20 protein-coding genes are annotated in these 25,015 nt (G+C 64.7%); 14 read left to right on the top strand and 6 right to left on the bottom strand.

The features are described 5' to 3' along the window. Window positions 1-80 precede the first annotated feature (80 nt). The 4 genes from ACZY08_RS29275 to ACZY08_RS29260 form a co-directional block, all read right to left on the bottom strand. Entirely contained in the window at window positions 81-3,086 is a 3,006-nt protein-coding gene (locus ACZY08_RS29275; RefSeq protein ID WP_463748116.1) for a DUF499 domain-containing protein, read from the bottom strand. A gap of 61 nt (window positions 3,087-3,147) precedes the next feature. After that, window positions 3,148-5,868, bottom strand: a complete 2,721-nt coding sequence (locus ACZY08_RS29270; protein WP_463748115.1) for a DUF1156 domain-containing protein — start codon at window positions 5,866-5,868, stop codon at window positions 3,148-3,150. After that, entirely contained in the window at window positions 5,865-9,074 is a 3,210-nt protein-coding gene (locus tag ACZY08_RS29265; protein ID WP_463781878.1) for a helicase-related protein, read from the bottom strand. Before ACZY08_RS29265 ends, ACZY08_RS29270 begins: the two co-directional genes overlap by 4 nt. Before the next feature lie 152 nt (window positions 9,075-9,226). Then, a complete protein-coding gene (locus ACZY08_RS29260) occupies window positions 9,227-9,406 on the bottom strand; it encodes a hypothetical protein (protein ID WP_463748113.1) in 180 nt (59 codons plus the stop codon). A 129-nt stretch (window positions 9,407-9,535) separates the two neighbouring features. Here ACZY08_RS29260 and ACZY08_RS29255 point away from each other — a divergent pair, with 129 nt between their 5' ends. From ACZY08_RS29255 to ACZY08_RS29225, 7 genes are all read left to right on the top strand, one after another. Continuing rightward, window positions 9,536-10,162 carry a hypothetical protein gene (locus ACZY08_RS29255; protein ID WP_463748112.1) on the top strand — a complete coding sequence of 209 codons (627 nt, stop codon included), beginning with the start codon at window positions 9,536-9,538 and terminating at the stop codon, window positions 10,160-10,162. A 227-nt stretch (window positions 10,163-10,389) separates the two neighbouring features. Next, on the top strand, window positions 10,390-10,944 hold the full coding sequence (locus ACZY08_RS29250; RefSeq protein WP_463748111.1) for a hypothetical protein: 555 nt from the start codon (window positions 10,390-10,392) through the stop codon (window positions 10,942-10,944). A 292-nt stretch (window positions 10,945-11,236) separates the two neighbouring features. Continuing rightward, window positions 11,237-11,431: a hypothetical protein gene (locus tag ACZY08_RS29245; protein WP_463748110.1), complete on the top strand. Its 195-nt coding sequence runs from the start codon at window positions 11,237-11,239 to the stop codon at window positions 11,429-11,431. Between the two features lie 16 nt (window positions 11,432-11,447). Continuing rightward, window positions 11,448-12,056, top strand: coding sequence for a hypothetical protein (locus ACZY08_RS29240; protein WP_463748109.1), 609 nt, complete (start codon window positions 11,448-11,450; stop codon window positions 12,054-12,056). 303 nt (window positions 12,057-12,359) lie between these two features. Then, the gene (locus ACZY08_RS29235) at window positions 12,360-13,313 is read left to right on the top strand and encodes a hypothetical protein (RefSeq protein WP_463748108.1); all 954 of its coding nucleotides are present in this window, start codon (window positions 12,360-12,362) and stop codon (window positions 13,311-13,313) included. Between the two features lie 1,450 nt (window positions 13,314-14,763). Beyond that, on the top strand, window positions 14,764-15,744 hold the full coding sequence (locus ACZY08_RS29230) for a ParA family protein (protein WP_463748107.1): 981 nt from the start codon (window positions 14,764-14,766) through the stop codon (window positions 15,742-15,744). Continuing rightward, entirely contained in the window at window positions 15,741-16,382 is a 642-nt protein-coding gene (locus tag ACZY08_RS29225; protein WP_463748106.1) for a hypothetical protein, read from the top strand. The genes ACZY08_RS29230 and ACZY08_RS29225 overlap by 4 nt, the downstream gene beginning before the upstream one ends. Window positions 16,383-16,504: 122 nt before the next feature. Here the strand turns inward: ACZY08_RS29225 and ACZY08_RS29220 are convergent, their stop codons facing one another. Then, window positions 16,505-16,831 (bottom strand): ArsR family transcriptional regulator, encoded by a 327-nt coding sequence (locus ACZY08_RS29220; RefSeq protein WP_463748105.1) that lies wholly within the window; start codon window positions 16,829-16,831, stop codon window positions 16,505-16,507. Window positions 16,832-16,960: 129 nt separating this feature from the next. Between ACZY08_RS29220 and ACZY08_RS29215 the strand changes: the two genes are divergently transcribed. Continuing rightward, window positions 16,961-17,215, top strand: a complete 255-nt coding sequence (locus tag ACZY08_RS29215) for a hypothetical protein (protein WP_463748104.1) — start codon at window positions 16,961-16,963, stop codon at window positions 17,213-17,215. Window positions 17,216-17,238: 23 nt separating this feature from the next. Here ACZY08_RS29215 and ACZY08_RS29210 read toward each other — a convergent pair whose 3' ends face one another. Next, window positions 17,239-19,116, bottom strand: coding sequence for a hypothetical protein (locus ACZY08_RS29210; protein WP_463748103.1), 1,878 nt, complete (start codon window positions 19,114-19,116; stop codon window positions 17,239-17,241). Window positions 19,117-19,809: 693 nt separating this feature from the next. Here ACZY08_RS29210 and ACZY08_RS29205 point away from each other — a divergent pair. The 6 genes from ACZY08_RS29205 (at window position 19,810) to ACZY08_RS29180 (ending at window position 25,014) form a co-directional block, all read left to right on the top strand. After that, window positions 19,810-20,667, top strand: coding sequence for a DUF2637 domain-containing protein (locus ACZY08_RS29205; protein WP_463748102.1), 858 nt, complete (start codon window positions 19,810-19,812; stop codon window positions 20,665-20,667). Window positions 20,668-20,789: 122 nt separating this feature from the next. After that, window positions 20,790-22,325 (top strand): DUF4226 domain-containing protein, encoded by a 1,536-nt coding sequence (locus tag ACZY08_RS29200; RefSeq protein ID WP_463748101.1) that lies wholly within the window; start codon window positions 20,790-20,792, stop codon window positions 22,323-22,325. A 10-nt stretch (window positions 22,326-22,335) separates the two neighbouring features. Next, complete coding sequence (locus ACZY08_RS29195; RefSeq protein WP_064880202.1) at window positions 22,336-22,641, top strand: hypothetical protein; 306 nt, start codon at window positions 22,336-22,338, stop codon at window positions 22,639-22,641. Window positions 22,642-22,710: 69 nt separating this feature from the next. Further along, window positions 22,711-23,016 (top strand): type VII secretion target, encoded by a 306-nt coding sequence (locus tag ACZY08_RS29190; RefSeq protein ID WP_131811592.1) that lies wholly within the window; start codon window positions 22,711-22,713, stop codon window positions 23,014-23,016. A 13-nt stretch (window positions 23,017-23,029) separates the two neighbouring features. Continuing rightward, complete coding sequence (locus ACZY08_RS29185) at window positions 23,030-24,658, top strand: PPE domain-containing protein (RefSeq protein ID WP_463748100.1); 1,629 nt, start codon at window positions 23,030-23,032, stop codon at window positions 24,656-24,658. Beyond that, the gene (locus ACZY08_RS29180) at window positions 24,655-25,014 is read left to right on the top strand and encodes a type I secretion protein TolC (protein WP_082941561.1); all 360 of its coding nucleotides are present in this window, start codon (window positions 24,655-24,657) and stop codon (window positions 25,012-25,014) included. The genes ACZY08_RS29185 and ACZY08_RS29180 overlap by 4 nt, the downstream gene beginning before the upstream one ends. Window position 25,015: the final 1 nt, after the last annotated feature.

Raw genomic sequence — 25,015 nt, 5'->3', positions numbered from 1 at the left:
CCCATGCGGGTGCGTACTACCCCAACGCACACCCACGCGTGCCAGCGAGGAGCCCGCCTACCTCGGGGGCCGGGCCGGTTTCAGATCTCCTTGACCGTCGCCGAAATACCGAGGTCGGTCAGTAGCGGCTGCAGCTGATCGACGACCGATGCGTCGAGGACCAGCTGCAGTGTGCCCTGGAGGTAGCTGATCTGACGCTCGTCGAGCGCCATGTAGAACGCGCGGAACACCGCCGCGAATCCGTCGGAGGCATCGGCGCCGGCCAGCAGGTTGCTTGTGAAGGAGAACGCGATCTGACGCTCGACCGTCGCCGCCGCGGGCCCGGACTGGGCGTCGCTGCCTGCGGGGGCCGCGGTAGAGCCAGACCCCGTTGTGGCCGCTGTCGACCCGCCATACAACCCGCCGATGGCGGCACCGGCCTGTGGGCCCCCCGTGGCGCCGGTTGCGGAGCCCGGTCCGCTGCTGCCGGGGCCATCGGGTTCGTCGCTGGCCGGCGTCGCGGGGGCGGCGATCCGCAATGCGGTGCTGGTGAGGTTCACCTGCCCAGGCGTGGTGACCTCGACGGCGGTCCCGGACGCGTCGATGATGCGTAACGACCCCTCCCCCACGGCATCGTAGATGGCCTGCTGGAGGTCGCGATCACTTTCGTAAAGCAGAGGCAGCCGCGGCGCACTGTAGAACGAGGCGCGGACGTCTGCCAGCGTCTTGCCGTAGTCCTGCTCGCGCAGGTTGTGCATCAACGCCTGCGCGCCGAACTGGCCGGCGTCGAACACCTTGTCCCGGTCCGCAAGCCCCTTCCATACGATAGTGCCGTTGAGCGCGGTGAGCGTGTCGTCGTCGAACGTGAGCTGGTCGAGATAGCGCTCCCCGTCGGGGTCGGGCTGCGCGACGTACGCGACGTGCTGGTACGCCCGCTTCAACGCCTTCTCGAGTTGTTCTTTGGCGCTGGCGAGTTCTTTTGTGCCCGTGGCCTTCAGCTCGTCATCGGCTTGCACCTCGGGGGCGGCCAACGCTTTGCTTCGAGCCAAGTATTCCGCGGCCACGCTACGCGCCAGGCTGCGCCGCTGTGTGTTCACGACGGAGAACACGGCGCTGCTGGCCCACTGCACCGGCAGTTGATCGGGGCCCTGACCCAAGCCCATCGCCGCCTGCAACGCCTCCAAGGTGGCCGCTTCGGCTCCGTTGCGCAGACTGAACTGGGCAGGATCGAGCACGATGAGCCGGGTGGTAAATGCGGTGTCCAGCCCTGCTGTGGACAGCACCTGCGTCGGTGTGCGGGTGGCGTCGGCGGCGACGAACCGCAGCTCACGGAAAGGCCCGGTGCTGGCGAGCCGTTGAGCGAACTCGACGAGCACGGCGTCACGCTCGGCTTCGGTGATCGTGCGCCGAATGTTGTTGACCAACATCCGATGCGTCAGCCGTGTCGACAGGAAGTAGCGCGCGGGCTTGTTGTTGCCCTGCCCCGGAATGATGTCCAGCGCGCTGAGTCCGTGGTCGACGTCGACGAGGTCGGCGACCACAGTGTCGGCGTCGGTGATCGTGTACGCGGTATCGGGAATGCTGTTGGCGGCCTTCACTTCCGGTGCACTGGCGCCGCGACCGCGACCGGGACGCAGCGTCCCGACGATGCTGGCCATGAAGATGAAGGTTGCAGCCCGCTCCGCGGCCCGCGGGTTGGCCTGGCTCCACAGAAGGGGCTCGCGAGTGAGGTCCTGCCGGCGTGCGGTGCCACTGCTGCCGTCGTTGTTGACGACCTCGATCTCGGCGAGGCTGCGGTAGTTGGCAATCGTGCGTTCATCTTCGACCAGACCACTTCCCAGGATCGCTTCACGCACGGCCGAATCCGACAGGGGGAAGTCTCCGGGCCCGATGAGCGTCGGTACCCATTCGCCGGCCTTTCCCCGCTCCTGTTGCGCGTAAACCGTCGCGGCGAAGATTCGGATCGTCGAGCGGACTCGCTGAAATCCGGTGACTTTGCTCCACTCGTCCTTGGCCAGCGCCATCAGCATCGGATGGAAGGGGTAGCAGGCGGCGACCTCATCGGCCCAGCGGTCGCGCCAGGTCGCGCCGATGGCGTCCCAGACGTTCTTGGTCCACCCCTTGTCGGCGAACACCGCAGTGTATTGCGCGGCGGTGGCGCTGAGGACCTCGGCGGCGGGTTCGGCGTCGAACAGACGTCGACGCAGGATGTCGGCGAAGTCGGCGACCTCGGTGACCACAGCGGGAAAGCCGTTGCGTTCGAGGAGACGGTTGAGATCATCGCGGCGTTCCTGGGCGGCCTTCGACAGTGCGGTCTGGTCGGCGTCGGAGGCGATCATGACCATGAGCATCGAGACGTTGGGGACGTCGTTGACGACGTCGAGCAACGCCCGCAGGAACGCCATGTCCTGTGCTGCGAGGTCAGGCTTATTGGCCCCGTCGAGCCCGTTGCCGATGTAGTCGAGCACTTCGTCGACGATGATCAGAACGGGCCGGTTCACGGCCCGAATCGCCTCGGCGATCTTGTGTTTGTCACTCCAAAACGGTTGGTAGCGCTCGAACAGCGCGTAATCCTTGGAGAACAGCCGCCACAGAAAACGCTCGTAGAGGTTGACCGCCGGGCCGTCGTACTCCTGGACCGAGGCGCCCGGTGTCATGTTGTCGCACGGCAACACCACGACGTGGGGACTACGCAGATCCGCCGCCAGGGGCTGACCGATCTTGGCCTTGGCGCGCGCCGCCACCTGCTTGCCCAGCTCGGTGCTGAACAGCGCTTCGGGATTGGCGGCCAGATGGAACGCACCGATGCACGCGTGGGACTTACCGCCGCCCATCCCCTGGTCGAGACGCGTGACTGCTCGCGCCTTCACATAGTCGTCGGCACCGCCGATACGGATGGCGATCTCGGTGAGCAGGTCTACGAGCCGCTCAGTCGGGTGGGTGATGTCGCCGTAGTAGGCGGCGTCGGCGTATAGCGGTCGCGCTACCCCGGCACCGTGCACCGCAGCGAACAGTGACATCTGCACGTCGTCGATCTGCCCGGACGCCGACAAGATCTCCTGCCGGATCTTGAGTGCCTTCCACCATGGCGTCACGGAAGTCGTCATGGCAGGTCCTCCTGGTTCGGTGTTGGCACTTCGATGCGGTGTCCGCCCGCCGGCGACCCCATCACATCAACTTCAGCTGGGCGTCGTCATGACGTTGCTGCGTAGCGGCTTCGACCTTTCCTGCCGCGGCCGTGCTAGCGGCGGCGCCGATGGCGTTCCTGGTGCGCAGCACTCGATTGAACGCGATCGAATCGACGTCGTTATCGGGCAACCTGTCGGCTAGGAACTGCACCGCCGCCCAGAGCTGTACGTCGTCGACGCTGCGTCCGGCGTCCAGTAGCACCTGACCCATCGCATCGAGCCCCTCCTCCGAGGCCCGCGCCAATGTCAGTACAACGTCGATCGTCGCGGACTCTGCGTCGATTCGCGCAGCATGGTCCGACGCAAAGCCGAATCGGACCCCACCACCGGCTTCACCCGCGAGATCTCGGACCTGTGCAATGTCCATCCCGGAGGCAAGGGTCTGCCACCTCAACTCGGACTTGGCCTGAATTTGTCGTCCGTAGAGCCGAATCCACCACAACGCGAAGCGAGTGCGAGCGTCGAAGGCGTCGAGGGGTTGATGGTTGATCTCCACGGCCATTGCATCCTGCACCGCCGCCCGAGCCAGTGGCAGGAACGTGTAGATGTCGACCACGTTGCCGCGAGCATCAAGCACCTCGCTGAACCGCCCCACGACCTCCATTGCAGGACCTGCTGCGGCCATCAGCATGTCGGCAGGGGCCAGGCCCCATCGCTCCCAGTCGACATATCGCCGCTTGATCTCGGCTTTGATTTCGGCCTCGACAGTGCCCTTGCGACCAGCGGGCCGCGCAGCGGGAGCAGGTCGACAGGCCATCGTGAGCGTCGTTTCGATGTTGGCTTTGCCCTGCTGACCGCCGGACTCCGTGTTCGCCGGCCACGACCCGGTCATGACCAGACCTGCGCGCTCGATCGAGCCCAGCAGCCGCTGCCACACCTCGGGCTCGCCATGCCCGAAGACGATCGTTACCACGCCGTCGTCGCGCACGACGCGGCGCATCTCTGCGAAGGCCTGGGAGATCATCGCGTCGTAGTGTTCGCGGGTCCTGTGCTCGTCGGGCGCTTCCCCACGAACCCGCTTGACGATGATCTCGCTGGTTTTCTCCTGACATCCGTAAACATCTGCGGTAACGGCTAATTCGGGCCAAGTCGTATGAAGGCAACGCTTCATCCAGCTGTAGAACAGGTCTGACGCGTCGGCGTAAGCGATCATCTGGTCGTACGGAGGGTCGGTCACCACCGCGCTGAACTTGCTCGGGCCGTAGGGAAGGGCGGTGGCGCTGCCACGCTGCACGTTCGTGGGCACACCGCGCATATCGGCGAATAAGTTGCGGCAGGCCGCCAGTACGTTGTCCGAGATCGACGACCACGTTCCGGGACCGTCGCCGATGCCGGCCTCGAAGTAGTCGTGCGAGAAGGTGATCGATCCCTCGTTAACGAACAGGTCTCCAATTTGTGCGCCACCCTTGGATTGGAACCGCGCGCCTCGGGTTGATCGGCGAAGTTTTTTGACCACGACCGCCGTGGCGTACCCGGTGATGGTCTTGGTGTACTGGCGCGACAACCCGGCTGTAAGCAGCTCGGCGCTAAGGTCGTTGATCAGCCGGGCCAGCTTGACGTAGGACAGGGTTTGGCGGTCGACCATGAAGTCGCCGTAAGTGCGCGCACCGTAGATGCTGGGCCCGATGATGTTGTTGTTGCCCGGCGCGATTCGTTCGTTGGGCACGGTGGGCAAGAACGGACTGAAGGCCGGTTCGTCGCGCAGTGCCTCGGAGGCGCTGCGCACCGCCTCGATTTCCTCGGCTGTGGGTGGGCGGAAGCTCTTCAGGCCACGAGCGTCGATGTCGGCGGCCAAGACGAGAGCGTCGACGCCCTGTCCTTCTTGTAGCAGTCGGCGGTGCACCGCAAGCGGGTGTGGATGGCCGCAGAAGACGCAGACTGCGCTTTTGCCGGCGACCTTGCGGCCATTGACGACCGCGTTGGCCAGCGTGGGTGTGTGAGTGGGCGAGCCTTCGGCGACGACGGCCTCCCACTCGCCTGATGAGCGGTCGGCGGCGATGTGGAACGACGTGGCGACCCGGTCTCCGCGGGCGAGATTTAGTTCATAGGACCCGATCAGGGGGAAGCGGCGGCCGCAGTCCTGGCACGGAATGGTGACGGCCCATAGGTACCCCCATGGCAACGCGCCGTGATGACGCGGGTACCACTGGCTCATCGCTTCGGCGTGGCGTGAGCCAAGCTCACCGAACACCGTCTGCAGATCGCTCAGCAGACGGTCGGCAGGTGACGTGGGTAAGGCCTCGCTGTCCTCGCCGAACGGCAATATCGGTTCGGCAGTCCAGTCGGTGAACGGAGCCGACGTCAGCAGGTAGCTGGCCAGAACCGCGACGGGGCTGTAGTCGATGGCGTATGCGTTCACGCCGAGACGTGCGGATTCGAGCGGAATCATGCCGCGGCCGGAGAACGGATCAAGAGTGCTCGCCCCGTCTGGATTGGAAGCCGCGATCTCCTTTCGCAATTCACTCCACTCGGCGTATCGGCCAGTCATCGCCTTGCGCACCAAGTTTTGAAGACGTACTTGCTCCTCAACGTCGTCGGGCCATTTCAGCAACGAACAAATGGTGGCTGCCTTGGCCTGTGCGGTGGGGCGCTTGGCGAACCACATGAACAGCGAAATCTCGCTGTTGCCGGATCCCCATCCACGGTCGCTGTTGGCCGATACCTCTGCGCTAGGAAACCAGCGCTCGATCATCCGGGTCATACGTTGCTTCCCGGTGCGTTCTTGAGACTGCTCCCAGGGACGCGGAAGATCGCGTCGCCGATCATGTCGGTGGAGAACAACGTGGCGGGATCCTCGTAGGCGCCGAAGAATCGGCCGACCCCGTCGGCGCACTGGTCGACGACGTACAGCCAGTAGCTCCGACGGTGCTGGGTGGCGATGAGGACCTCGTTGCCGGTCATCCGGATGCCGTTGCTGGCCGCGCTGTCGAGTACTCCCTTGACTTCCACGTGCCGGATCTGGCTGTTGCGGCGGGCTTCCAAGTCGTAGCCGCGGCCCTCGTTGTGCACGTCTTCGACCGTCCAGCCGTCGTCGACGAGCAGCTGCCGGACGTGACTCATCGACACCATCTCGGCGTCGATCTCGGCCTGGGTGCCGGCGTCGGCGGCCGCCACCACTCGGATCCGGCCCACCAGCTTCGGCTCGGTCAGTTGCACGTCGGTCAGACGTTCCAGCTCCGCGATCCGCGCCGCGGTCTGCACCTGGAACTGGCGCCGCAGCGCCACACGGGTGTCGCGGTCCTCGATGCCTTCAGTCAGGTTCAACGGCAAGTTGTTCAGGTCGCGTTTGGCCTGACTGAACCAGTCCGTGCGGACCTTGCGATGCTCGGTGACCGTGGTGTCGGCGACCGCCCGCGCGACCTCCAGGGCGCGGCCCTCACGCGCCGGATGGGCCGCCGTACCGGCCGCGTCGGTGGGCACCAGATTGGCCAACGTTTCCCAACGCACCGCGCGAGCGCTGCCGCTGTCGTCGACCTTCACCAGCGTCGCCCACACGCTGGCACGTTTGCCGTCGCTCTCGGTCATCGTCGCCTCGTAGGCGTAAAGGTCATATGGCGTCAGGCTGCTGGGATCGGCGGCGGCACCCGACTGATAGAGATCTTCGGCCAGGGCGCTATCAGCCAAGGCGATCATGTCGGTGAATGCCTCTTCTCCTGGTCCCAGGGTGACCGTGTCGCCGACGTCGATACTCTCCTCGGCCGCGCGAACGGCTTCCCCGCTCGTGGCGATGAGCGCGTCCGTGCCGCCCCCGAGCGACGCCGGCAGTGCCTTGCCGCCCAAGGTCAAGCGTCGGAAACCCGGCCCCGCGGCTGTCGGCGCGGACTGCAGCACCCTGGCTGCCGACAGCCGGTCCAGGTAGGCCTCGACGATGGCAGGGTTGATGCGCGCGAACAGGTCGCGTTGCAGGAGGGTCAGCGCGGCCACCGCGTCGACCTGGCTGGCGAGCCGGCGTTCGTTGTCGCGGACCTGGCGAGCGACGCGCGTCAACTCCTGGGCCTGCACAGCGCGGGCGGCGTCGATCGCGGTCTGCTTCTTGGCCTCGTCGTTGCCGTACAGGTCGGTCAGCCATCGGTCATAGTCCACGCCGGTGATTTCGGCGACGGCCGAGAGGCTGTCGAACATCTGCCCGTGCAGCTCGTTGGCCGCAGTGACGAAGTTGTCGAGCAGCCGAAGCAACGTCTCACCCTCGCGGGTGTCGGTGGCGACGAGGTTGTACAGGTGGACCTCACGCTTCTGGCCCACCCGGTGGATGCGGCCCATCCGCTGTTCCAGACGCACCAGTGACCACGGGATGTCGTAGTTGACCAGCACATGCGCTGCCTGCAGGTCGATACCCTCGTTGCCCGCGTCGGTGGTGACGATGACCTGAAAGTCGCCGCGCATGAACGCTTTTCGGACTTCGTCGCGATCCGGTTTATTCTGCCGGCCCGAATACATCTTCGCGGTGTACCCCTCGGCGTTGAGCCGATCGGCGATCCACTGTGCGGAGTCGGCGTACTCGGTGAATACCACCGCCTGCTCACCGTTGCCCGGCAAGATCGAGTGTTTGGCCAAACAGTCCTCGGTCAGGCGCCGCCACTTCGACGGCAGCCACGCCGCATCGGCGAGGGTGGCGTCGATCCGATCTACCAGTCCTTTGATCGCCGTGCGCTCCGCCCGCGTCGATGTCGACCCGGTGTGGATGACCTTGGCCTCGTCGACCGCATTCTCGTCGCCGTCACCGCTACTCTCGGCGATCAGCGCCGCCTCGGCCTCACTCATCTCGCCCATGTGGGTGGAACGCCGCCGCAATGTCTCGGCCAGCGCGTACAGACTCGATGCGGCCCGCTTGCCGTACACCATCCGCGCCAACGGTTGCGCGGTCTGCGGGAAGAACTGCTCCACCATGTCGAGTGCGGCCTGGTAGTAGGCGTACTCGACCTGCGAGAGGGCCACGTTGTGGTTATGCGCTGATCGACCCTTGAACAGCCGCGTCTTGCCGTCGTAGTCGACCAGATCCTCTTTCATCCGGCGAAGGAAGTGGATCGGACCGGGGCGCAACGCCGATAGCGCGACGTTCGGATCGCTGCCCGGATCGGGATAGATCGCGGGGTCGACCAGGTGCAGCAGGTGTCTGAACAGCCATTCCTTGCCGCGATGCGGAGTGGCGGTCATCAACAGGGCCCGCGGGGTGTTCTTCGCCAGCAGTCGGCCCACCTGGTGGAACCCTGCCGCCGTCGGAGTCAACCGGTGCGCCTCGTCGAACACCACCAGATCCCAGCCGGCCTTGTCTGGGCGCAGCGCGTCTTGGACGGCGGGGTTGACCGCAGCCAGTTCGAGCGAGACGACCCACAGGTCGTTTGAGTTCAGCGCATCCTCGCGCACCGTCGCCGCGGTGATCTGTCGCAGACCGCCGCCGAGCAGACGGGAGAAGTCGTCGACCCATTTCGATGCCAGGTTGGCGGGGCACACGATCAAGGCACGTTTGACCAGTCCGAGGCGTTGCATTTCGCGCAGGTACAGGCCGGCCATGATCGTCTTGCCGGTGCCTGGTTCGTCGGCGAGCAGGAACCGGAGTTGGGGCTGCGGAAGCATCGCTCCGTACACCGCGGTGGTTTGGTGGGCGTACGGCTTGAGCGGCATCGAGGCCATGGCGCTGGATTCCGCGTTGGTCGCGGCCGCGTCCATCCACTGCGTCCACATCGCCGCTAGAACCCGCGCCGAATCGCCGTGGCCGTCGCTGACGAGTTTGCGCACGGTCTGGGTGTCGCCGGCCGCCAGATTGATCTCATGACGACGGTCGTCATCGTCGACGAGGATCAGGTCCCAAGACCCGTCGGAATCCCCCGGAAGCGCATAGCGGATGGTCGCGAATTCGGGCACCCCGGCAGCCTGGACACGGACTCGTTGACCGCGGTCGAACGTCACAGTCAACCCCCCTTGGATGCCGCCTCCCTCGCTGGAGAACCACCCTGAACCATAGTTGCTGATCACGTCCGCCACGGAGTGCACGCGCCAACCTGCCGACCGCGAGGGTTCACGGCTACTCCTCGGCGAGGTCCTATCTAGCGGCCTTGCTGTCAGTTCAGCGAGGGCCCGCCACGTTCACGATTGCGCCGTATCCCCTGCAGTACCTCAAGCAGAGCTTGCAGCTCATCGTCGTTCATCTCTGCCAGGATCTCGTCACGGTGCTCAAACAACTCGACCACTTGTGCCCGAAGATCGGCGGCATGGGCCATTAGGCGGTCCCCCTCGTCCATGCCGTCCACGCTAACGGAGGCTGCCTGGTCAGACTGGTTGAAGTGCATTTTTGGACTGCGTCAAATGTACTTGACGCAAACATGTTTAATATCAAGGAATCCTGATGCCACCTCGGTATGGTGTTGCACATGGGATGGGAGTACTCCACCGGGGATCGCGGCAGCGAGTGGCACGAGGGATATCTTGCGGCCGAGTTCGAGGACGGCCGGCGGGCCTTGGGCATCGGTGGCACCAGCATTCCGCCGGGGCACCTGGCCGTCGATCGGTACGGCGATGGATCGTTCGGGCAGGAAGCGGCACGGCGCCACGGCGGCACATCCGAGTTTGAGATACGGCCGGCTGGCGAAGTGATCGGTTGGCGGGTCGTCTGCAACTGCTATCCCCCCGGATCTTCGACGCCCTCGCAACGCTGGGTCAGCCAGCAATTCTGGACTCGCGTGCCGTCACCGATTCGGCACGACCCCAACATGTTTCGGATCTACGCGGCCGATGAGGACGTTCTGGATGTCGTCGGCGACGCTTATACGGCCACCCATGACGTGTGGCAGCACGAGCACATCGACGACATTGATGCCGAGGCAGCCATCAAGGCTGCCTTGTCGGCGATCCGTGCCGGCGAAGAACAGCTCGACCAGGCAGTGGTGCGTGCCCGGCAGAACCGGCTGTCATGGGCCAAAATTGGTGCCGCAGCACAGATGTCAGGGCAAGCCGCCCACGAACGCTGGGCCAAACGCACCCGGGAGGGATCCAGGTAGTGGCGGGATACTGGGTTATCAGCGTGGACCGTGAGAGCGGCACGGCCACCACTTCTCCCCTATTTTCCGACGCCGACGAAGCATGGCAACACAGCCTCGAGATCGAGAACCCGGCTACCTACACCACGGTGGTTCCTCAACGTATTCGACCAGGAAGACTGAAGGAGGGCGTCTCCGATGCTCAGTAGGGATGGAATGAGCGCGCCGGGCGATCACCAGGACGAGGAATGATGGGGCAGGTAGCGGCATTTCGATCGAGACTGACTCCGCGGCAGCGTGAACTACTCCGCACGTATCTGTGGGTGCATGCCGACGACTGCTATGACGACATCGAGGAGCGCGGCGAGCTGCCAGTGGAGGAATCGTCGGGTTGGTGGGCGATGTTCGATCGCTTACCTGAAGCGGCGTGGGGATGCCCGGTTTCGTGGAGGCGACAATTCGCTCGGGTCTTCGACGACCTCGCCCTGGACCTGGATGCCGGCCGCCTGCCCTACCCGCGTTGTGTGGCCGAGGAGGTCGCACTGGCGCTGTCGGTGGCGACGGCACAAGCCATCTGGATGGATGAGGAGTATGGGGACGACGTCGCCGAGCTGCCGGCGGCCGCCGGTGACGGCGACTGGGATCTGGCAACCAACGCGCTCGTCGGGAACCGGCACATCGGCTGGCACCTCTCCCCCGGCGACGCACCCGTGTGGCTCGGTGATGTTCCGGATCCGGAGACCTGGTTCGACCTCTTCGACGGGTTCGAGGCCCGCCCCGACGGCCGCGGGTTTCGGCGCTGACGCGGAGCCCTCGCCCGCGTATCAGGCCGCTGGGACGCCGGCTGGCGTCACACTCCAGCGCTGCGGTCCGCGCTGGAGCAATCCCCCACATAAGCGCCGTGTAGATCGGTTAACGCACAAGGTTATGACGTGTTCCGCTGGTCCGATGTCGTGGAATGTTAGTCCGGGGAGCGAAGATGTACCCCATGGGCAGAACATCGACCGCGGTGCCGGAACTGTGAGCAGTGAACCCACCGGCGGCGACCCGCGGATCCGAGTCGCGCCGAAGCGCCGCGACGTCAGACTAGACGAATTGACGATCCTCGTTCGTGTTCCTGGCAACCCCACTGCGACAGTGACTTTCACCGCCGACGAGGAAGCTGAAGCGCAAATGTACGCCGATGAGCATGCCGCCGCCGGCGCGACGGTTGTACCACTTCCACCCTCGATTTCGGATCCGGTGTGGGACTGGGAAACCAAGACATGGATTCGCGCGACCGGCGAATGATCCAAGGCGGCGCGCTATGAGCGATCAGACTGCGGTGATCACCCATCATGAGGCTGGTCACGCCGTCGCTGCGCTGATGACTGTGCTCGGCGATTTGGATGGCCCGGTGACCGTTTCGATGGTGGCCGGCCAAGGCACTGGCAATACCAAGATCGCGCGCTGGGTAGCCGGTGAGCCGGCGCAGGCCGCATTCGTCTTCTACGCGGGCCCGTGGGCGGAGGCTCGCGTCCAATGGGCACATCCAGCACTTGAGCGCCTCGACCACACCGACACGAATGGAAGATCGTTTCGCGAGACGGTTACCGCGGCATTCAGGGGTGGCGTACATTTCGGCGGGACAAGCGATCTCGCCATCTACGACAAACTGTCGGCGATCGATTCCAGCATCTCGACTAGGGAGCCGGAGTGGTCGAACGTGTTGGAACGCGCATGGCCAGTCATTGAAACCTTGGCGAGCGCGCTGCGGGACGGCCTGGCCACCGTTGAGCCAGGGCCGCACCCGTACCCGACATTGCCGGGCAACGAGCATCTCACAACGACGTGCTACGGAATCGCTGGCGACGATGTCGTGGCGTTGGTGCGGCCCCTACTCGAAACGCGCGGGATTTGGCGCTACGTCACGTAGTTCTTTCGCCGCAGTCAAGCGATTTCCGGCACGCAGGGCCCCGGTAGGGACGGACCTGGAGCGCGATCACGCGAGGCCCCACTCCCCTACCCAAGTGGTTTCTGCCTTTCGGGTCTGAGCCGTTTATATCGGACCATACCTACAGCCAATCTAAACTCTGAACTTGCAGCAGTTCCAGTCGCGCTCGAACTGTCGGGGTTGGGTGGCGGCCTGTCCGAGCAGCCCGATTCGGCCGGGGAACGGAGGGTCGGGAAAGTGGTAACGCTGAGCACAGTCCGGGTCAGTCTAGTTGTGCAAGCCCTGATGATCGCCACTCTCGCGCTTGCGCCAAAGCCTCAACCGGAGAAATACGCGGTCGTGTTGGGGGCCATCTTCGCCATTCTTCCTATTCTGGCCACCTTGTTTGAAAAGCCCCTGTTCCCAGCTGCGTGGAACCTGTCCTGGTGCAAGACCGGGATTGCCCTGGCCTTCCTGGGTATTCTGCCTCCCCTAGCCGGCCCATTTGAAGCGGGGTTGCGAGGCGATCCGCAGATCTTCCAGTGGGATCGGTTCGTCCTACATTTGATCTCCAACCTATTTGCCGTTGCGGCCGCGACGGCGCTACTCGGACTAATCAGAAGTATCAGTGGCTTCAGCGAATTCACCGAAAGCTTCACCGACAAGGCCGCTCTCAACTGTGTCCTCCCGATGGCGACGTTGTCGGCGTTTGCCTACGTTCGATGGCAACAGCGCGAGGGACTGACAGGTTACTCGCTCGCGCACTTCCACCAGCTCGCCAATTTCGTCTTCCTCACAGTGGTCTGGTTCGCCGCGGCGACGACCGTGCTGTACATGTTCGCCTTCGCGATCAGACAAGCCCAACGTGGTAAACCACTTCCCTACTCGTGGCCCATCGGCGTCGCCATGGTGTTGTCGGTTGGCTTTTTCTACATTTCCGGCCTCGTCGAATGGTCACCTCCGGACCGGGCCATGAATCTGACGTTCCTGACCGGGACACCCGCCGCGCTGGCCGCTGTCCTTGTGTGGCTCTCGCTGCTGGAGCCAGGCACCGGCCGAAAGTGGTTCGCGATCGCATTCGCCACCGTGGGCTACGTTCTCTACACCGTCGAGGTCATCTTCGCCAGCCGCGGTGCCCGCGAGGGGATTAATCTGTACTACTTTGCGCCGGCTGTCTTCGCGCTCCTACTGGCGCTACTGGCCGGAACGCTCTATTGGTCGCCCGACACCGCGCAGCCGGAGGAAGAGTCGTCGACCTGACCATTGCGTGGCTGCAGATCCAACCCACTCCCCTATCTGCGGGTGTCACAGCCCTCGGGCCACCTGGTAAAACACCCTGGCGGGCCCGTACAGGCCCAAACGTCGCGGCGGGCGATAGCTGATGCCCGGTGTGCTGTTCGGCGGGACTGAGGGCGTGCCAGGCCCTTTTCCGTGCGTTACAGGGGATGGAGGGGTGCCCGGTCCCGGCAAAAGGCCTGGTGGGAGTGGTCAGTGCCGTGCGGAGTGCTGGCCACTCCCCTAGCCCAGCAGGCGGTCCGTACAACGGGTTGTTGTGCGCGGTCACCCATTGTGACGCACGCGGCGGTCCTCGTCTCGGATCGCGTTTTGTGCCGGGCGGCTCTACGCACGGACCGTGATATGGCTGCATTGATGTCTACCGGAATGCGTTGCGGGACTGCGCGGCATGTAGGTAGACGGGCGTGGTGCCCAACATGTGTCCGGACCAGCCGTCGCATTGCGCGTTCACTGCGATGCGTGACATGACGCTGCGTCAGGCACGCTGCGGATGAGCGCGTATCGCGTGCCATCGGCAGCCGAACCGTGTCGCATGTCGGGACACTTATAGCGCCATATGCCTTTGTGCAGGTGCCAGTCGGTATGTGCGGCGTGGTCGGGTCGATTATCGACTGCGCGATTCGTTGGCAAGGCTGAATGCGGATGGGAATCGATATCGCTAGACGGATGACGCGCAGTGCACCGCTCACGGCATCAGTCGGCGTTGCAACACACGCGACACGCCGCGTCGCAATAAATATTTTTCGGCACACCCGGTGCACTGTCGGATCAACGACTGTGGCCACTGTGCGGTGGCCTATCTGATAGCTGTTATCCATCACAGCACCTCGCATCGGGTGCCGCCAAACGTGAAGCCGGGTCGATACTCGACCGGCGTGCACGGTATTCCCAGACATATGTGAGCATACCTGAACCTTGGTATGTCCACTGGTATCGAGTCAGGTATCGGTTCAGGTATGGATCGGCATACGGTGCAGGGTTGCGCATGCGGCCTGACATGGGGGTTTGTCGGCGATATGGCCGCACACGACGCGCCGCACTGCACTGCGTGTGTGCCTGTGAGTGGGTGCAAATGCTCGCGAGATGGCGTGAGCGTGGGCCTGATGACGGGTGCTGATCCGGGCGGGCGTGGTTACGTTGGCCGCGATGGGTGACCACACGTGTGGGCGCATGCGCGAGCTGACGCGGGTCGTCGCCTCGTTTGCTGCAGCGCGACGTGGGCGATGTGATGGTCAGGCGCTGATGGGCGGTCTGGTCCGGTGTCATGCGCTCACGCCTGCGTGGCATTGGCTGGCGTGTCGCATTGGCCGCCTTAGACTTTGTGAACCATGAGCGTGCATGGTGTGCGGCACCTTCGGCGGTGCGGTTCAGCAGGCGCGCGGAACTCCCGATACTCGCAGAGTGAGGCGCCCACATGACTAGCAGCGTAGCCGCTTGGGATGATTCTGGGACCGCAGAACCCGCGGTCAATTGGAGCAGGCTCGGCAACGTTTATCTGTTCGCGAACGGTAAGGGTGGGGTAGGTAAGACGACATGCTCGACGCACGGTGCGGCGCTTCTAGCCTCCGACGGTGCTCGGGTTCTCCTGGTCGATCTCAATGGGCAGGGCAATGTCGCGACGATGTTGGGCTTCGCCAACACCGAGGCCGATGACAAGGGCCGAAACCTCTACAGCGCGATCACCGCTGGTGCTGCGCTCAGCCCGGTGCGTGATGTTCGGCCCGGGCTGGATGTAGTGCCAGGTGGGCCCTACATCCGCCGCATCGCACCCGTCATGGCGGCAGAGATGGGCAATTCCCAATCAGCCAAACAGGTGCTGATGTCGCTGGCCGTGGCTCTTCAGGAGATCAGTCATCAGTACGGAGTGATCTTTATCGACTCGCCACCGGAGAACCAGCTATTGCTGCAGGCAGCTCTATGTGCGGCACGTTTCGTGGTAATTCCGATGAAGACCGACGACCTGTCGAGGATCGGACTGCGTGAGGTGGCCGGTGACTTGCGGGCGATGCGCGAACACAACCCGTACGTGATGTTGTTGGGCTGCTGCGTGTTCGCGTCAGGGATCGCGTCGAAGAAAATCCGCGAGGAACACGGTAGGAATGTCGCGTCCGACCTGGGGCAGAACGAGGACGTGATGTTCAAGGCGTTCATTCGTCATTCGGAAGCCGTCGGCCGGGACGTGCCGAAATTTGGCCGGCTGGCCCACGAACTCGAATTGGAAGTCGCGAACAATCCATCGCGGTCGGCCATCCGAAAAGGGAAGGCCGATGCCAATGCCGTCGTGAGTAAGACATCCGCCGGAGTTGCCGAGGACTTCGCAGAGCTGACAGGCGAGATTCTCAGACGTGGGTCGCAGATCCGCGCCGAAATGATTGAAGAAGGAGTTTGGCCATGAGCAAGTTGACCCGGCAGGAGCTTCCCGCAGAGGATCTCGGCGACATCACCAAACCGAAGAGCCGCGGCGCCGGTCTGGCCGACCTTGTCGGTGACGTCTCAGCGGCTCCGCTTGCACCTGTGCCGGAGCGTCCGGAGCGCAGCCAGCCTGTTCCTGAGCTTGATCCGCAACCGGTTTCGACGCCGCCGACGGCCGTGGCGCCGGTTCGGTTGGCGCCCGAAGCTCCGACCACCCGCAAGCCTGGTCGACCTCGGACACGGACCAAGCCGGCCTCCGCCGTGTACGTCACCGCAGGTGTGAAGAAGCGGTTCGAGAAGTACCGGCACGACAACAAATCCACCAACCTGCAAGTGGTCTTGGAGGCGATCAGCGCCATGCACAAGGCCGACAAGCTCGATCAGATCATCCAGGAGTCGCGGTACAGCACGGCTCCGGTGAACGACCTGTTCCCAGCTGACCCGTCGGCGGTGCGGTATCTGGGTGGCGGGAGTTCACAGATCTCGTTCAGCCCGACGCCGGAGCAGGAGGCGGTGATCGACCAAATCGGGAAGAAGTTGGGGTTTGATACCCGGTCGACGTGGATCGCCCCGGTCCTCAACGCTTTCCTTCCGGGCAAGAAGGACGCGACAGCTCAGTGAGCGCTGCGGATCCAGCCTTATCCGTCCAGATGTCGGGGCTGGATCCGCATGCTCTCACCAGGTCGTCGAGGTCCGCAAAGGGGCGACAGTTTCGCACCGATACGCCCCGGCGTGGTGGTGTATCAGTTCTCGACGGTCTGTGAGCCGATGTCGACGGCGAGGGCTTGGCCGAGCAATTCGATGGCGGCGTCCCAGAGTGTGTGCGGGTTTCGCCGGTAGTAGACGCGGCCCATTCCGTCTTGGCGGGTGATCAGGCTGGCGGCGGTGAGGTCTTTGAGTGGCTGCTGGATGGCGCTTTGTGCTCCGAATCCGAGTTGCATCGCGAGGTCGCTGGGGTTGACCAGGCCGTCGCTCTGCGCGATCGCCGCCATGACAGCGAGTCGGTGTTTCTGGCCGAACACCACCCGGGAGAGTTCTTGGACTCTCTCGGATTGGGCGTACGACGACACGCCTGACATGCTATTACAGGATTTCTGTTACAGGTTTCCTGTTACTGATATTCTGTTACACAGATCCTGTAATACCTGGTCAGAGTGGGTATGCCACCAAGGTACCGTGAGTTTGAACGGAGCGCGCATATGCCGGACACACCGGACGTCGCCAAGGCGCCGCGTCGCCGGAGGAACTGGCGGCACAACGAGACTCGTGCCAGCGAGAAGATGGTGGCCAAGCGGGTCAGTGCCCTGGACCACGAGGCGCTCACCAAGTTCGCAGAAGCCCAGGGCGTCAAGGTTGCCGTGCTGCTCGAACCGTTCGTCACTGAGCTGATCAAGCAGGCTCACGAGTATTGCGAAAAGAACGGCGAAATCTTGGAGCCGGCCCAGGCGTCCTGAGGGATACCGGGTCACCCAGTCTTCTACGCGGCGAGGATCCTCCCGCCCAGCAGGTCGGCGATCATGTCGATCGCTTCCCGCTCGATGTCGATGTCGTCCATCGGTGGGGGACCGGTCGACATCGTGAGGTCCAGGTAAGCGTGTTCGGTCGGTTCGTCGAGACCTCGTGAGGGCCCGGCGACGATGAGTGCTTCTTGGGATGATCCGGCCTGCGGTGTCCCGTTGCGGGCTTGTTGGCGTTGGTCGAGCCATTCTTTCCAGGCGGCTCTTTCGGCCTGATGACGTTGCAGCCGAGCAGTGCGATAGTCGCCCAACTGATGGCTGTTGGCGATGGTGTCGAGCTCGACGGGCCCCCGACCAACGGTGCCTCGGCCGGTGCGTGTGAGTAGGCCGGCTACTTCGAGGTCGAGCACCATGGCGTCGCCGGTGGCTCTGGGCACCGCGGCCGCCGCATAAATGTCGGCCTTGTTGGTCAGCCCATGGTGGGCGACCAGTTCGTAGATTCGGCGCAGGTGGTGGCCCAGGACGATCCAGGCGTCGTGCACTGGTTCGATTCGGACGCGTTCAGCGGCGGCCGGGTCGTTGGTCACGCGGTTCTGGGTGGTCAGGGCGTAGACGTCGGCCTCGGTTCCGATGTGGTGTCTGACCAGGACGAGGGGCGCGCCGGCTCTTTCCCGAAGGTCTGCGAGTACCCGCCAGATGGTGTCTTCGCTCAGGAGCCCGCAGCTCAGCGAGAGTGCTCGGCCGCCGACACCTACCAGCCAGGTTCCTGATCGTTGTTCTCCGGCCATCACAGCGTAGAAAGCGATGCTCTGTAGAACGGCGTGCACTGTCCAGCGGTATCGCTTACCGGCGAACTCTTTGTCGGCCCAGGCGGTTGCGTTGGCGAGCCAGTCCCGAAGATCCTTCGGTCCGCGTGGTCCTGGGGTGTATCCCCCCGGTGAGTTCTTCTTCTTGTGCCGTGGGGGAGAGGACTTCAAGACGTTGTTGATCAACCAGTCGAATGCTTTGGTGACATCGCGTGCGAGGGCCTGGTCGCCGCGGTGGTCGTAGCGGCGGTAGGCGGATCCGAGTCCTTGGTGCCAGGGGCCGTTCGGCTCGATCATTTGGCGCAGGGTGGCCAGGCTGTGGCCCCGGGCGATCGCATTGACGACGACGGATTGGCGGGCCTCGTGGTTGGACTGCCATGTGAGGCGCGCTGGGTTGAGTGTTCCGTGCGTGGCGTAGGCGGCGACGTCGGCCGGCAGCGGGTCGTGGCGGACGTAGGGTGCGCTGATGCGTTGGTCGTCGCCGGCGCCCACGGTGTATTCGTCTGCGGCGCTGGGCGTCTCTGGTGCGGTGGTGGGGCGCTGACGGTCTGGTGGATTGAGAGCACCGAGGAGCATGAGCAACCGGGGTAGCAGGCTGGGATCGGATCGTGTGGTGAAGGCCTCGACGGCGGCGTCCAGGGTTCCGTCGAGCTGGCGGTAGCCACCTTCGCGGCATGGTGATCCCGGCGGCGTCATGCAACCTGTGTCGGGGTTGGTGTTCGGGGTGATGTCGAGGGTGGGCAGCCGGGCTGCGAGAAGCCGCACCAGGTGGTTCATTTCGTCAAGTGACGCTGAGGTGCCGATGGCCAGTGGGCAGATCAAGTGTCGGCCACCGCTGGTGGATCGATCGGTGACGACCACTCCGCCGCATTCGGTGATCAATTCGGCGGCCCTGGACAGGTCTGCGGCAACGGCTGCGGGGCCGTGCAGCTTGGCATCGAAGTCCAACCACAACGTCTGGGTACGGCGATGTGAGTAGAGATAGACGGCGGCGGGCCGGCTCGGAAGTCGCTCGCAGTGTTTGGCGGTGTCGCTGAACTTCCCGGTGTCGGGGTTCCACAGGCGCATGCGGCTGCGCCCGGGCGCAGCCACCAGTCGTGCCAGCCGTTTCCACACGAGCTCCGGCGGGCAGGCTGGGGCCCTGGGATCGGCTGGGAGGACCGCCGTTGTCACGGGCTGGTCACGGAAAACGGTTGCGGGCCGGGCTGATTGGGCCGAACTGCCCGCGCCAATATCACAATGGAGTGTCGTTCATTGCGGCTCACAAGGGCGTCCTTTATCCTGGAGCCAGCCTTACGTGGTTGGCCCCAAAATCGGTGTCAGAGAATTCGGTTGTTACGGGTCGCCTGAACGGAAGTTGGCGCTTCGGTTTAGGTTTCGGATCTCCCCGCTTCGGCGGGGATTTCTGGTTTTTGACCCGGTGGCGTCCTACGCTGGGTGCAGCGTCCGACGCGTCGGCAAAGTGATAGGTGTGCCTCCTGGTGCTCGTGTTGACGCCGAGTTTGGCACGGAAAGCCGGTTAAACCGGTCAGACACGCTGGTCATGCCCCTTGATTGTCGATGGCTGGTCGGTACGTAGCGGCCGATGCGGCCCTTCCGCCGGCTCCATGAGCCTGTCGCACGTGGTGCCCCAGCACGTTCAACAGGTGCGGAAGGCGATACCCCAGCCCCGAACCACGCACCGGCCACCATCGGAATGCTTCGAATCTGCTTTGGCTGTCGCGTAAGGCTGGGGTTGCCGCTGACACTTCGAGTCGAGATCCGAGCTATGCAAAGGAAGCCCGAATGACCCTCCTCGATGAGCGGCCCCCAATGGCACCTGAGGCTTCGGCCGAACCAGCGCCGTCAGCTCAGCCGACAAGTCCAGAGCCGCCGCCCGCGGTGGGAGAGCCTGGGGCGACAAGCCGCGCAGACGAGAAGCTGCGGATGCTGCGCCGCGCCCGACGCAGCGCGGTTGGCGTCACGGTGTTCATCGCTCTCGGCTCATTCGGACTCTCGTTCTATTCGCTATGGGATATGGCGTCGCAGCTGGCGTGGCCGGGATACATCGCGTGGATGTGGCCGCTGATCGTCGACGGCATGATCATCGTGGCCACAATGTCGTTGGTGGCGTTCGGTGGCTACTCCGGGCAGAAGTCGAACCAGATCTACTCGTGGTGCGTTCTGGCCTTCGGGGCCGTTGTGAGTATGAGCGCCAACTTCATTCACCCTCTGCTGCCACATCTCACGGGCCAGGACCAGGGCCCCGTCACGGCCGGCTCCTGGCTGGGGGCCGGCATATCCTGCATCCCTCCAATCGCTCTCTTGGCCTGTACCCATCTGCTGGCTCGACTTTGGGCATTCACACCCGAGGACGAGCTCACCGCACCGGCGACCGCAGAGGTCGGCAACTACGTCGGGGGAGTGGCTGAGCTGTCGTTGGCAGTGGCCGCCGGCATCCAGGCGCGCGGCAAGCTGACGGGCCATCCGCAGGAGGTGATCGCCGAGACGGTACAGCTGTTGTTCCACAGTCAGCCGCCGCTGAAGCTGCGAGAGATCGGCCGACGCGTCGATCGGCATCACGACGTCGTGGCGAAGGTGCGTGACGAGACAGCCGTGCTTCTCGGGATCGGAGTGGACGCTCAGTGCGGTACTGCCAGCTGATTGCCACCTGCCCCTGTTGCAGTGGCGCGATTTCGGTGTCGCGTAACCGGCAAACGGTCCATAGCGTTCAGATCAATAGAACTGCGGCGGCTGGCGCCCCCGAATGAAAGGACGGGTCTACGGTGACGATTCCGTTTGACCAGATCTTGGCGGACTCCGTGTTCCACGTGGGCAAGTTGATCGGCGCCGCTGGCAACCTGTTCGGACCGCCGCCACAGTCACCGGCTGTCTCGCCCACGATCGATGGCGGCGGCGGCAGCGGTGGTGGTGGAGGGACGTCGACTGATCCGACCTATCCGCTACCTCCGGGTCATGACCCGATCGGGCCACCTCCGCCGGCCGCACCACCCCCGCCCGCGCCGCCGGCGCCCGGTGCACAGAATGGTGGACTTCCAGGTGGTGCGAACCAGGCTGGCAGCGACTACGGCACGGGTACTGCGGGTGTGTCGGCGATCGACGAGAAGCTTGCGGCCAAGCTCAAGGAGATTTTCGCGGCCAACAAGGCATCGTATGACCGGGTAATGGCCATCCTCAAGGAGATCGAGGACAAAAAGGCCCAGATGGGGCCGGAGGCGTTGAACAACCCGGCCGGCCTGTTGACGTTCCAGAAGTTCCTTGACGAGAAGCTCGCGGAGGTCCAGAAGATCCTCGCCGATGCCCACGTCGATTCCGCCACCCAGGCGCAGATCCTCAAGGAGCTGGGCGACGAGTACCACACGACGGGTCCGAAGGGCGACGAGCACGACGAGGCCGGCGGCGGTGGCGAGGGCGGCGGCTCTTCCGGCAGCGGCGGTGATGGTAGCGGCACTGGTGGTGCAGGTGGCGACCCAGCGGCGGTCGGCGGCGGCCCGGCGACGGGAGGTGGCGACCCCTTGGAGGATCCGCTGGCGGGCCTGGGCCCGCTGGGCGGCGGCATGATGGATCCGCTGTCAGCGTTGAGTCCGGCGCTGGCGGGGCTGAGCTCGTTGCCGCAGATGATGTCAGGCATGGGCGGTGGAGGCCTGCCGATCGGAGATCTCGGCTCCATGCTCGGGTCATTGGGTGGTGGTTTGGCCGGCATGGCCAAGGACGGTTTCACCGACAAACCGGCCGATGATGCGCCGAAGTCACCTGAGGACGGCTTCAAAGACGAGGAAGCCAAGAAGCCCGAAGAACCCAAAGAGGAGTTCAAGGACGACAAGCCGCAACCAACCCCGCCGACCAACCCGGCTGACCCGCTCGCCGGCGACCCGAACGCCAAGAACGACGGTGCGCCGGAAGCCGCTGCTCCGGAAGCCGGCAAGGCGCAGCCGGGGGAGTCCGACCTGACGGTCAAGGCCGGCGACGAAGAGTTCAAGGCTCCCGACCCGACCACCAAAGCGGTCATGGATGACGTGATCAACAAGGGCATGGGCGTGACCGCGGCCTATTCCGCGCACAACATCCAGCTGCCACCGCCGGGCACCGCGGTGACCGCACCGGTTGATCCGAACATGATGAAGGGCGGCGAGCTGGGCTATTTTGACGCTCAGGAGCCGATCCTGGCCCTTGGGAACCGAAAAATCTGGCTGGATGGGCAGGTGCAACCACTTAGTGCACTCGGCAGCCGTACAGACTTTCTAGGCTGGACACAGGCGCCGGGCGCATCCGCGCGATCCACCGGTGTCGGAGCCGTGTAGGAGAACGCCGATGCAGCCTGAAGCAACGACCACCGAGCACACCTATGTGGAGTCGTCGCGCGACGGAGCGCTGATGGTCGAACTCGACGCCAACGAGGTACCTCGTGTGCAGATCGAGCCCGAAGTCAACGCCACATGGACGGCCGAAGAGCTGTCCGAACGCGTCCTGCACTTGTACAAGGTGGCGTTGATGCGGGTGCGGTGTGACTCTTTGGCGGCGATGAACGAGCGCGGCGCCAACATCGCCCCGGGCACAGCCGCCTACCCGATGGCCTCAGAGATCGACGAGTACCGACGCCGCAACATCAATTTCTGATACGGCATAACCAGAAAACCGTGGTTACGGTGGGGAAATGCAGCCACTAGGTACAGCAGGAGGAAACCGATGAGCAGATCGTTGAACCTCGATCCCGACGAGTGGAACAACCACGCCTCGTGGTGGGACTCTGAAGCAGACGCCGCCCGTGAGCGGTTGCGCGTCGACGATGCCACGCTCACCGAAGCCAAGGGAGCGTTCGGCAAGCTGGGCTCGTCCTCGATCGGACAGGAATACGCCGCAGCGCTCAAGGCCCGCAGTGAGGCTGGCGAGCGTTTCGGCGCCTTCGCTTCGGGTGTGGCCTCACACATCCGTCGTGACCTGCAAAGCTACGGCGATACCGAGGACGCCAACACCAAGGCGTTGTCGACCTAGATCGGCACACGATATGGGGAAAAACGTCGACATCGATCCGGACGGGGTGCGCGGTGCCAGCGCGGTTCTGAACGCGGCACCGACTGCCCCGTCCGGGGCGTCGGTCACGCCTCCGGCCGCGGACGCGACCTCGGTGCAGGTCACCACCCAGCTGGCCACTCTGATGGGTGGCCTGGACATCGACACGACGTCGTCGAACGTGCGGACCAGCGACACGTCGGCGCGGCTGAACACCACGGCCGCCACCTACGAAGAGCAGGAGACCGAGTCCTCGCGCAGCCTGGCCTACAGCGACACGGCTGCCTCGACCGCCCCTGTTTCGGTCAACATGCCAACGTTCACCGCTCCCGACGTGCCGGCCCCGCCGGCAGTACCCGCACCGGCCGGCGTCATCCCCACCACCGGGCACGAGATCGCCCAACTGATCCACGGCGGCCCGGGCGCCGACAGCCTCGATGCGGCCGCGACCACCCTCGACAACAGGGCGACCGCGCTCGACAACGCGGCCAACACCGTGCAATCGGCACGCACCGACACCACCAACAGCTGGACGTCGACCGCCGCAGACCAGGCCGACACCCACATCTCGAGCCTGCAAACCCGCTACACCGAACACGCCGAACAGGCACGCTCACTGGCCTCGCACGCACGCACTCAGGCCGCGAACTTCCGCCAGGCCAAAGCCACCATTCCGGCACCGGAAGTGTTCAGTGACCTGGAGCGCCGCCTGCACGCGGCCAACGTCGCCAACTCGCAACCGGGCAGCATGGGCCGCTATTCGGCCACCATCACCGACCTGCAATTCAAGCTCGCCGAAGCCAACGAGAAAGCGACCCGGGGATTCGCCGAGTACACCGCGGCCGCCAACACCGGCCCGATGGGCACACTGCAACCACCCGAAAACCGGCCTGGCGGACCTCATGGGACACCAAACGCGACCCACGACGGCACAGACCCCGCCGACCTGCCCGGCACCGACACAGACACCGCTGACCCGCTCTCCGCGGCGGATCCGCTGTCCGATCCCGCGCTCGACGGCGCGACCGATACCGCATCCGAAATGATGCAAACCGTTCTGCCAGCCGTGCTCGGCGGCGTGTCCGGCGCCCTGGGCGGAGGACTCGGCGCAGTGAGCGGTGCAGGACAGAAACTGCAGGAGGTCGGCAACCAAGCGGTCCAAGGTGCCACGCAAGGCGCCAGCGCGTTGACGTCGGCCATGTCAGCCGCAGCGCCGGAATTGGGCGGCGGCGACGAAGCCGGCGGCGGCACACCAGATTTCGGCGGCTTCGACGGCGGAGGCGGCGGGGGAATGCCCGGCGACACCGAACCGGCATCGTCACCGGCGGGCCCGCTGACAGCGCCGGCCACCACCGCCAGCACATCGGCACCGATCGCCGCGGCGCCGGCGACGGTCAGCGCACCGGCACCGGCCGGCCCACCGATGGGCGGGGCGCCGATGGGTGGCGGCATGATGCCACCGATGATGGGTGCACCGATGGGCGGCCGCGGCGGCGGCTCAGAAGACGACCGCCGGCTCTATCCGGAGCGACGGCTGCACATCGAGGAGCAGCCGAACACCGAACCGGTCAAAGGCCGCCGCGAGGCACGCAGTGTCAAACAGGCTGAGGGGGACAAGAAATGACGCAGCTGTCCGACGACGAGTACGTGGCGCGGGTCGAAGGCGGGATCGCGCACTGGCGCGCCCGCAACCGCGCCTGGATGGATGCGTGCGAGAAGATCGCCCTCGACCAGGCTCACCCCGACGTAACGGTCCGGTTCGACGAGAACGGCGACCTGACGGTGTTCGAGGTTGACGACGACGCCCTGCACAAATACACCAACACCGAGCTCGAACAGATCATGACCGACGCCCTCCGCCAGACCCGCGCACAGTTCGCCGAACAGGTCCGCAACCTCTACGCGGAATACCTCTCACCGGGCGACCCACGGTTCAAACCCGACGTGCTCGGCGTCCCTTACGTCGAACTACCCGACTGAC

It is taken from the genome of Mycobacterium sp. IDUB_9 (assembly GCF_055419505.1).
Note: the sequence above shows the minus strand (reverse complement) of the source record. Positions and strands in the feature narration are given on the sequence as shown.

Coding starts and splice junctions, on each gene's coding strand:
- ACZY08_RS29275 (WP_463748116.1), bottom strand. CDS start 3,086: ATGACGACTTCCGTGACGCCATGGTGGAAGGCACTCAAGATCCGGCAG.
- ACZY08_RS29270 (WP_463748115.1), bottom strand. CDS start 5,868: ATGACCCGGATGATCGAGCGCTGGTTTCCTAGCGCAGAGGTATCGGCC.
- ACZY08_RS29260 (WP_463748113.1), bottom strand. CDS start 9,406: ATGGACGAGGGGGACCGCCTAATGGCCCATGCCGCCGATCTTCGGGCA.
- ACZY08_RS29255 (WP_463748112.1), top strand. CDS start 9,536: ATGGGATGGGAGTACTCCACCGGGGATCGCGGCAGCGAGTGGCACGAG.
- ACZY08_RS29250 (WP_463748111.1), top strand. CDS start 10,390: ATGATGGGGCAGGTAGCGGCATTTCGATCGAGACTGACTCCGCGGCAG.
- ACZY08_RS29240 (WP_463748109.1), top strand. CDS start 11,448: ATGAGCGATCAGACTGCGGTGATCACCCATCATGAGGCTGGTCACGCC.
- ACZY08_RS29235 (WP_463748108.1), top strand. CDS start 12,360: ATGATCGCCACTCTCGCGCTTGCGCCAAAGCCTCAACCGGAGAAATAC.
- ACZY08_RS29230 (WP_463748107.1), top strand. CDS start 14,764: ATGACTAGCAGCGTAGCCGCTTGGGATGATTCTGGGACCGCAGAACCC.
- ACZY08_RS29225 (WP_463748106.1), top strand. CDS start 15,741: ATGAGCAAGTTGACCCGGCAGGAGCTTCCCGCAGAGGATCTCGGCGAC.
- ACZY08_RS29215 (WP_463748104.1), top strand. CDS start 16,961: ATGCCGGACACACCGGACGTCGCCAAGGCGCCGCGTCGCCGGAGGAAC.
- ACZY08_RS29205 (WP_463748102.1), top strand. CDS start 19,810: ATGACCCTCCTCGATGAGCGGCCCCCAATGGCACCTGAGGCTTCGGCC.
- ACZY08_RS29195 (WP_064880202.1), top strand. CDS start 22,336: ATGCAGCCTGAAGCAACGACCACCGAGCACACCTATGTGGAGTCGTCG.
- ACZY08_RS29190 (WP_131811592.1), top strand. CDS start 22,711: ATGAGCAGATCGTTGAACCTCGATCCCGACGAGTGGAACAACCACGCC.
- ACZY08_RS29185 (WP_463748100.1), top strand. CDS start 23,030: ATGGGGAAAAACGTCGACATCGATCCGGACGGGGTGCGCGGTGCCAGC.
- ACZY08_RS29180 (WP_082941561.1), top strand. CDS start 24,655: ATGACGCAGCTGTCCGACGACGAGTACGTGGCGCGGGTCGAAGGCGGG.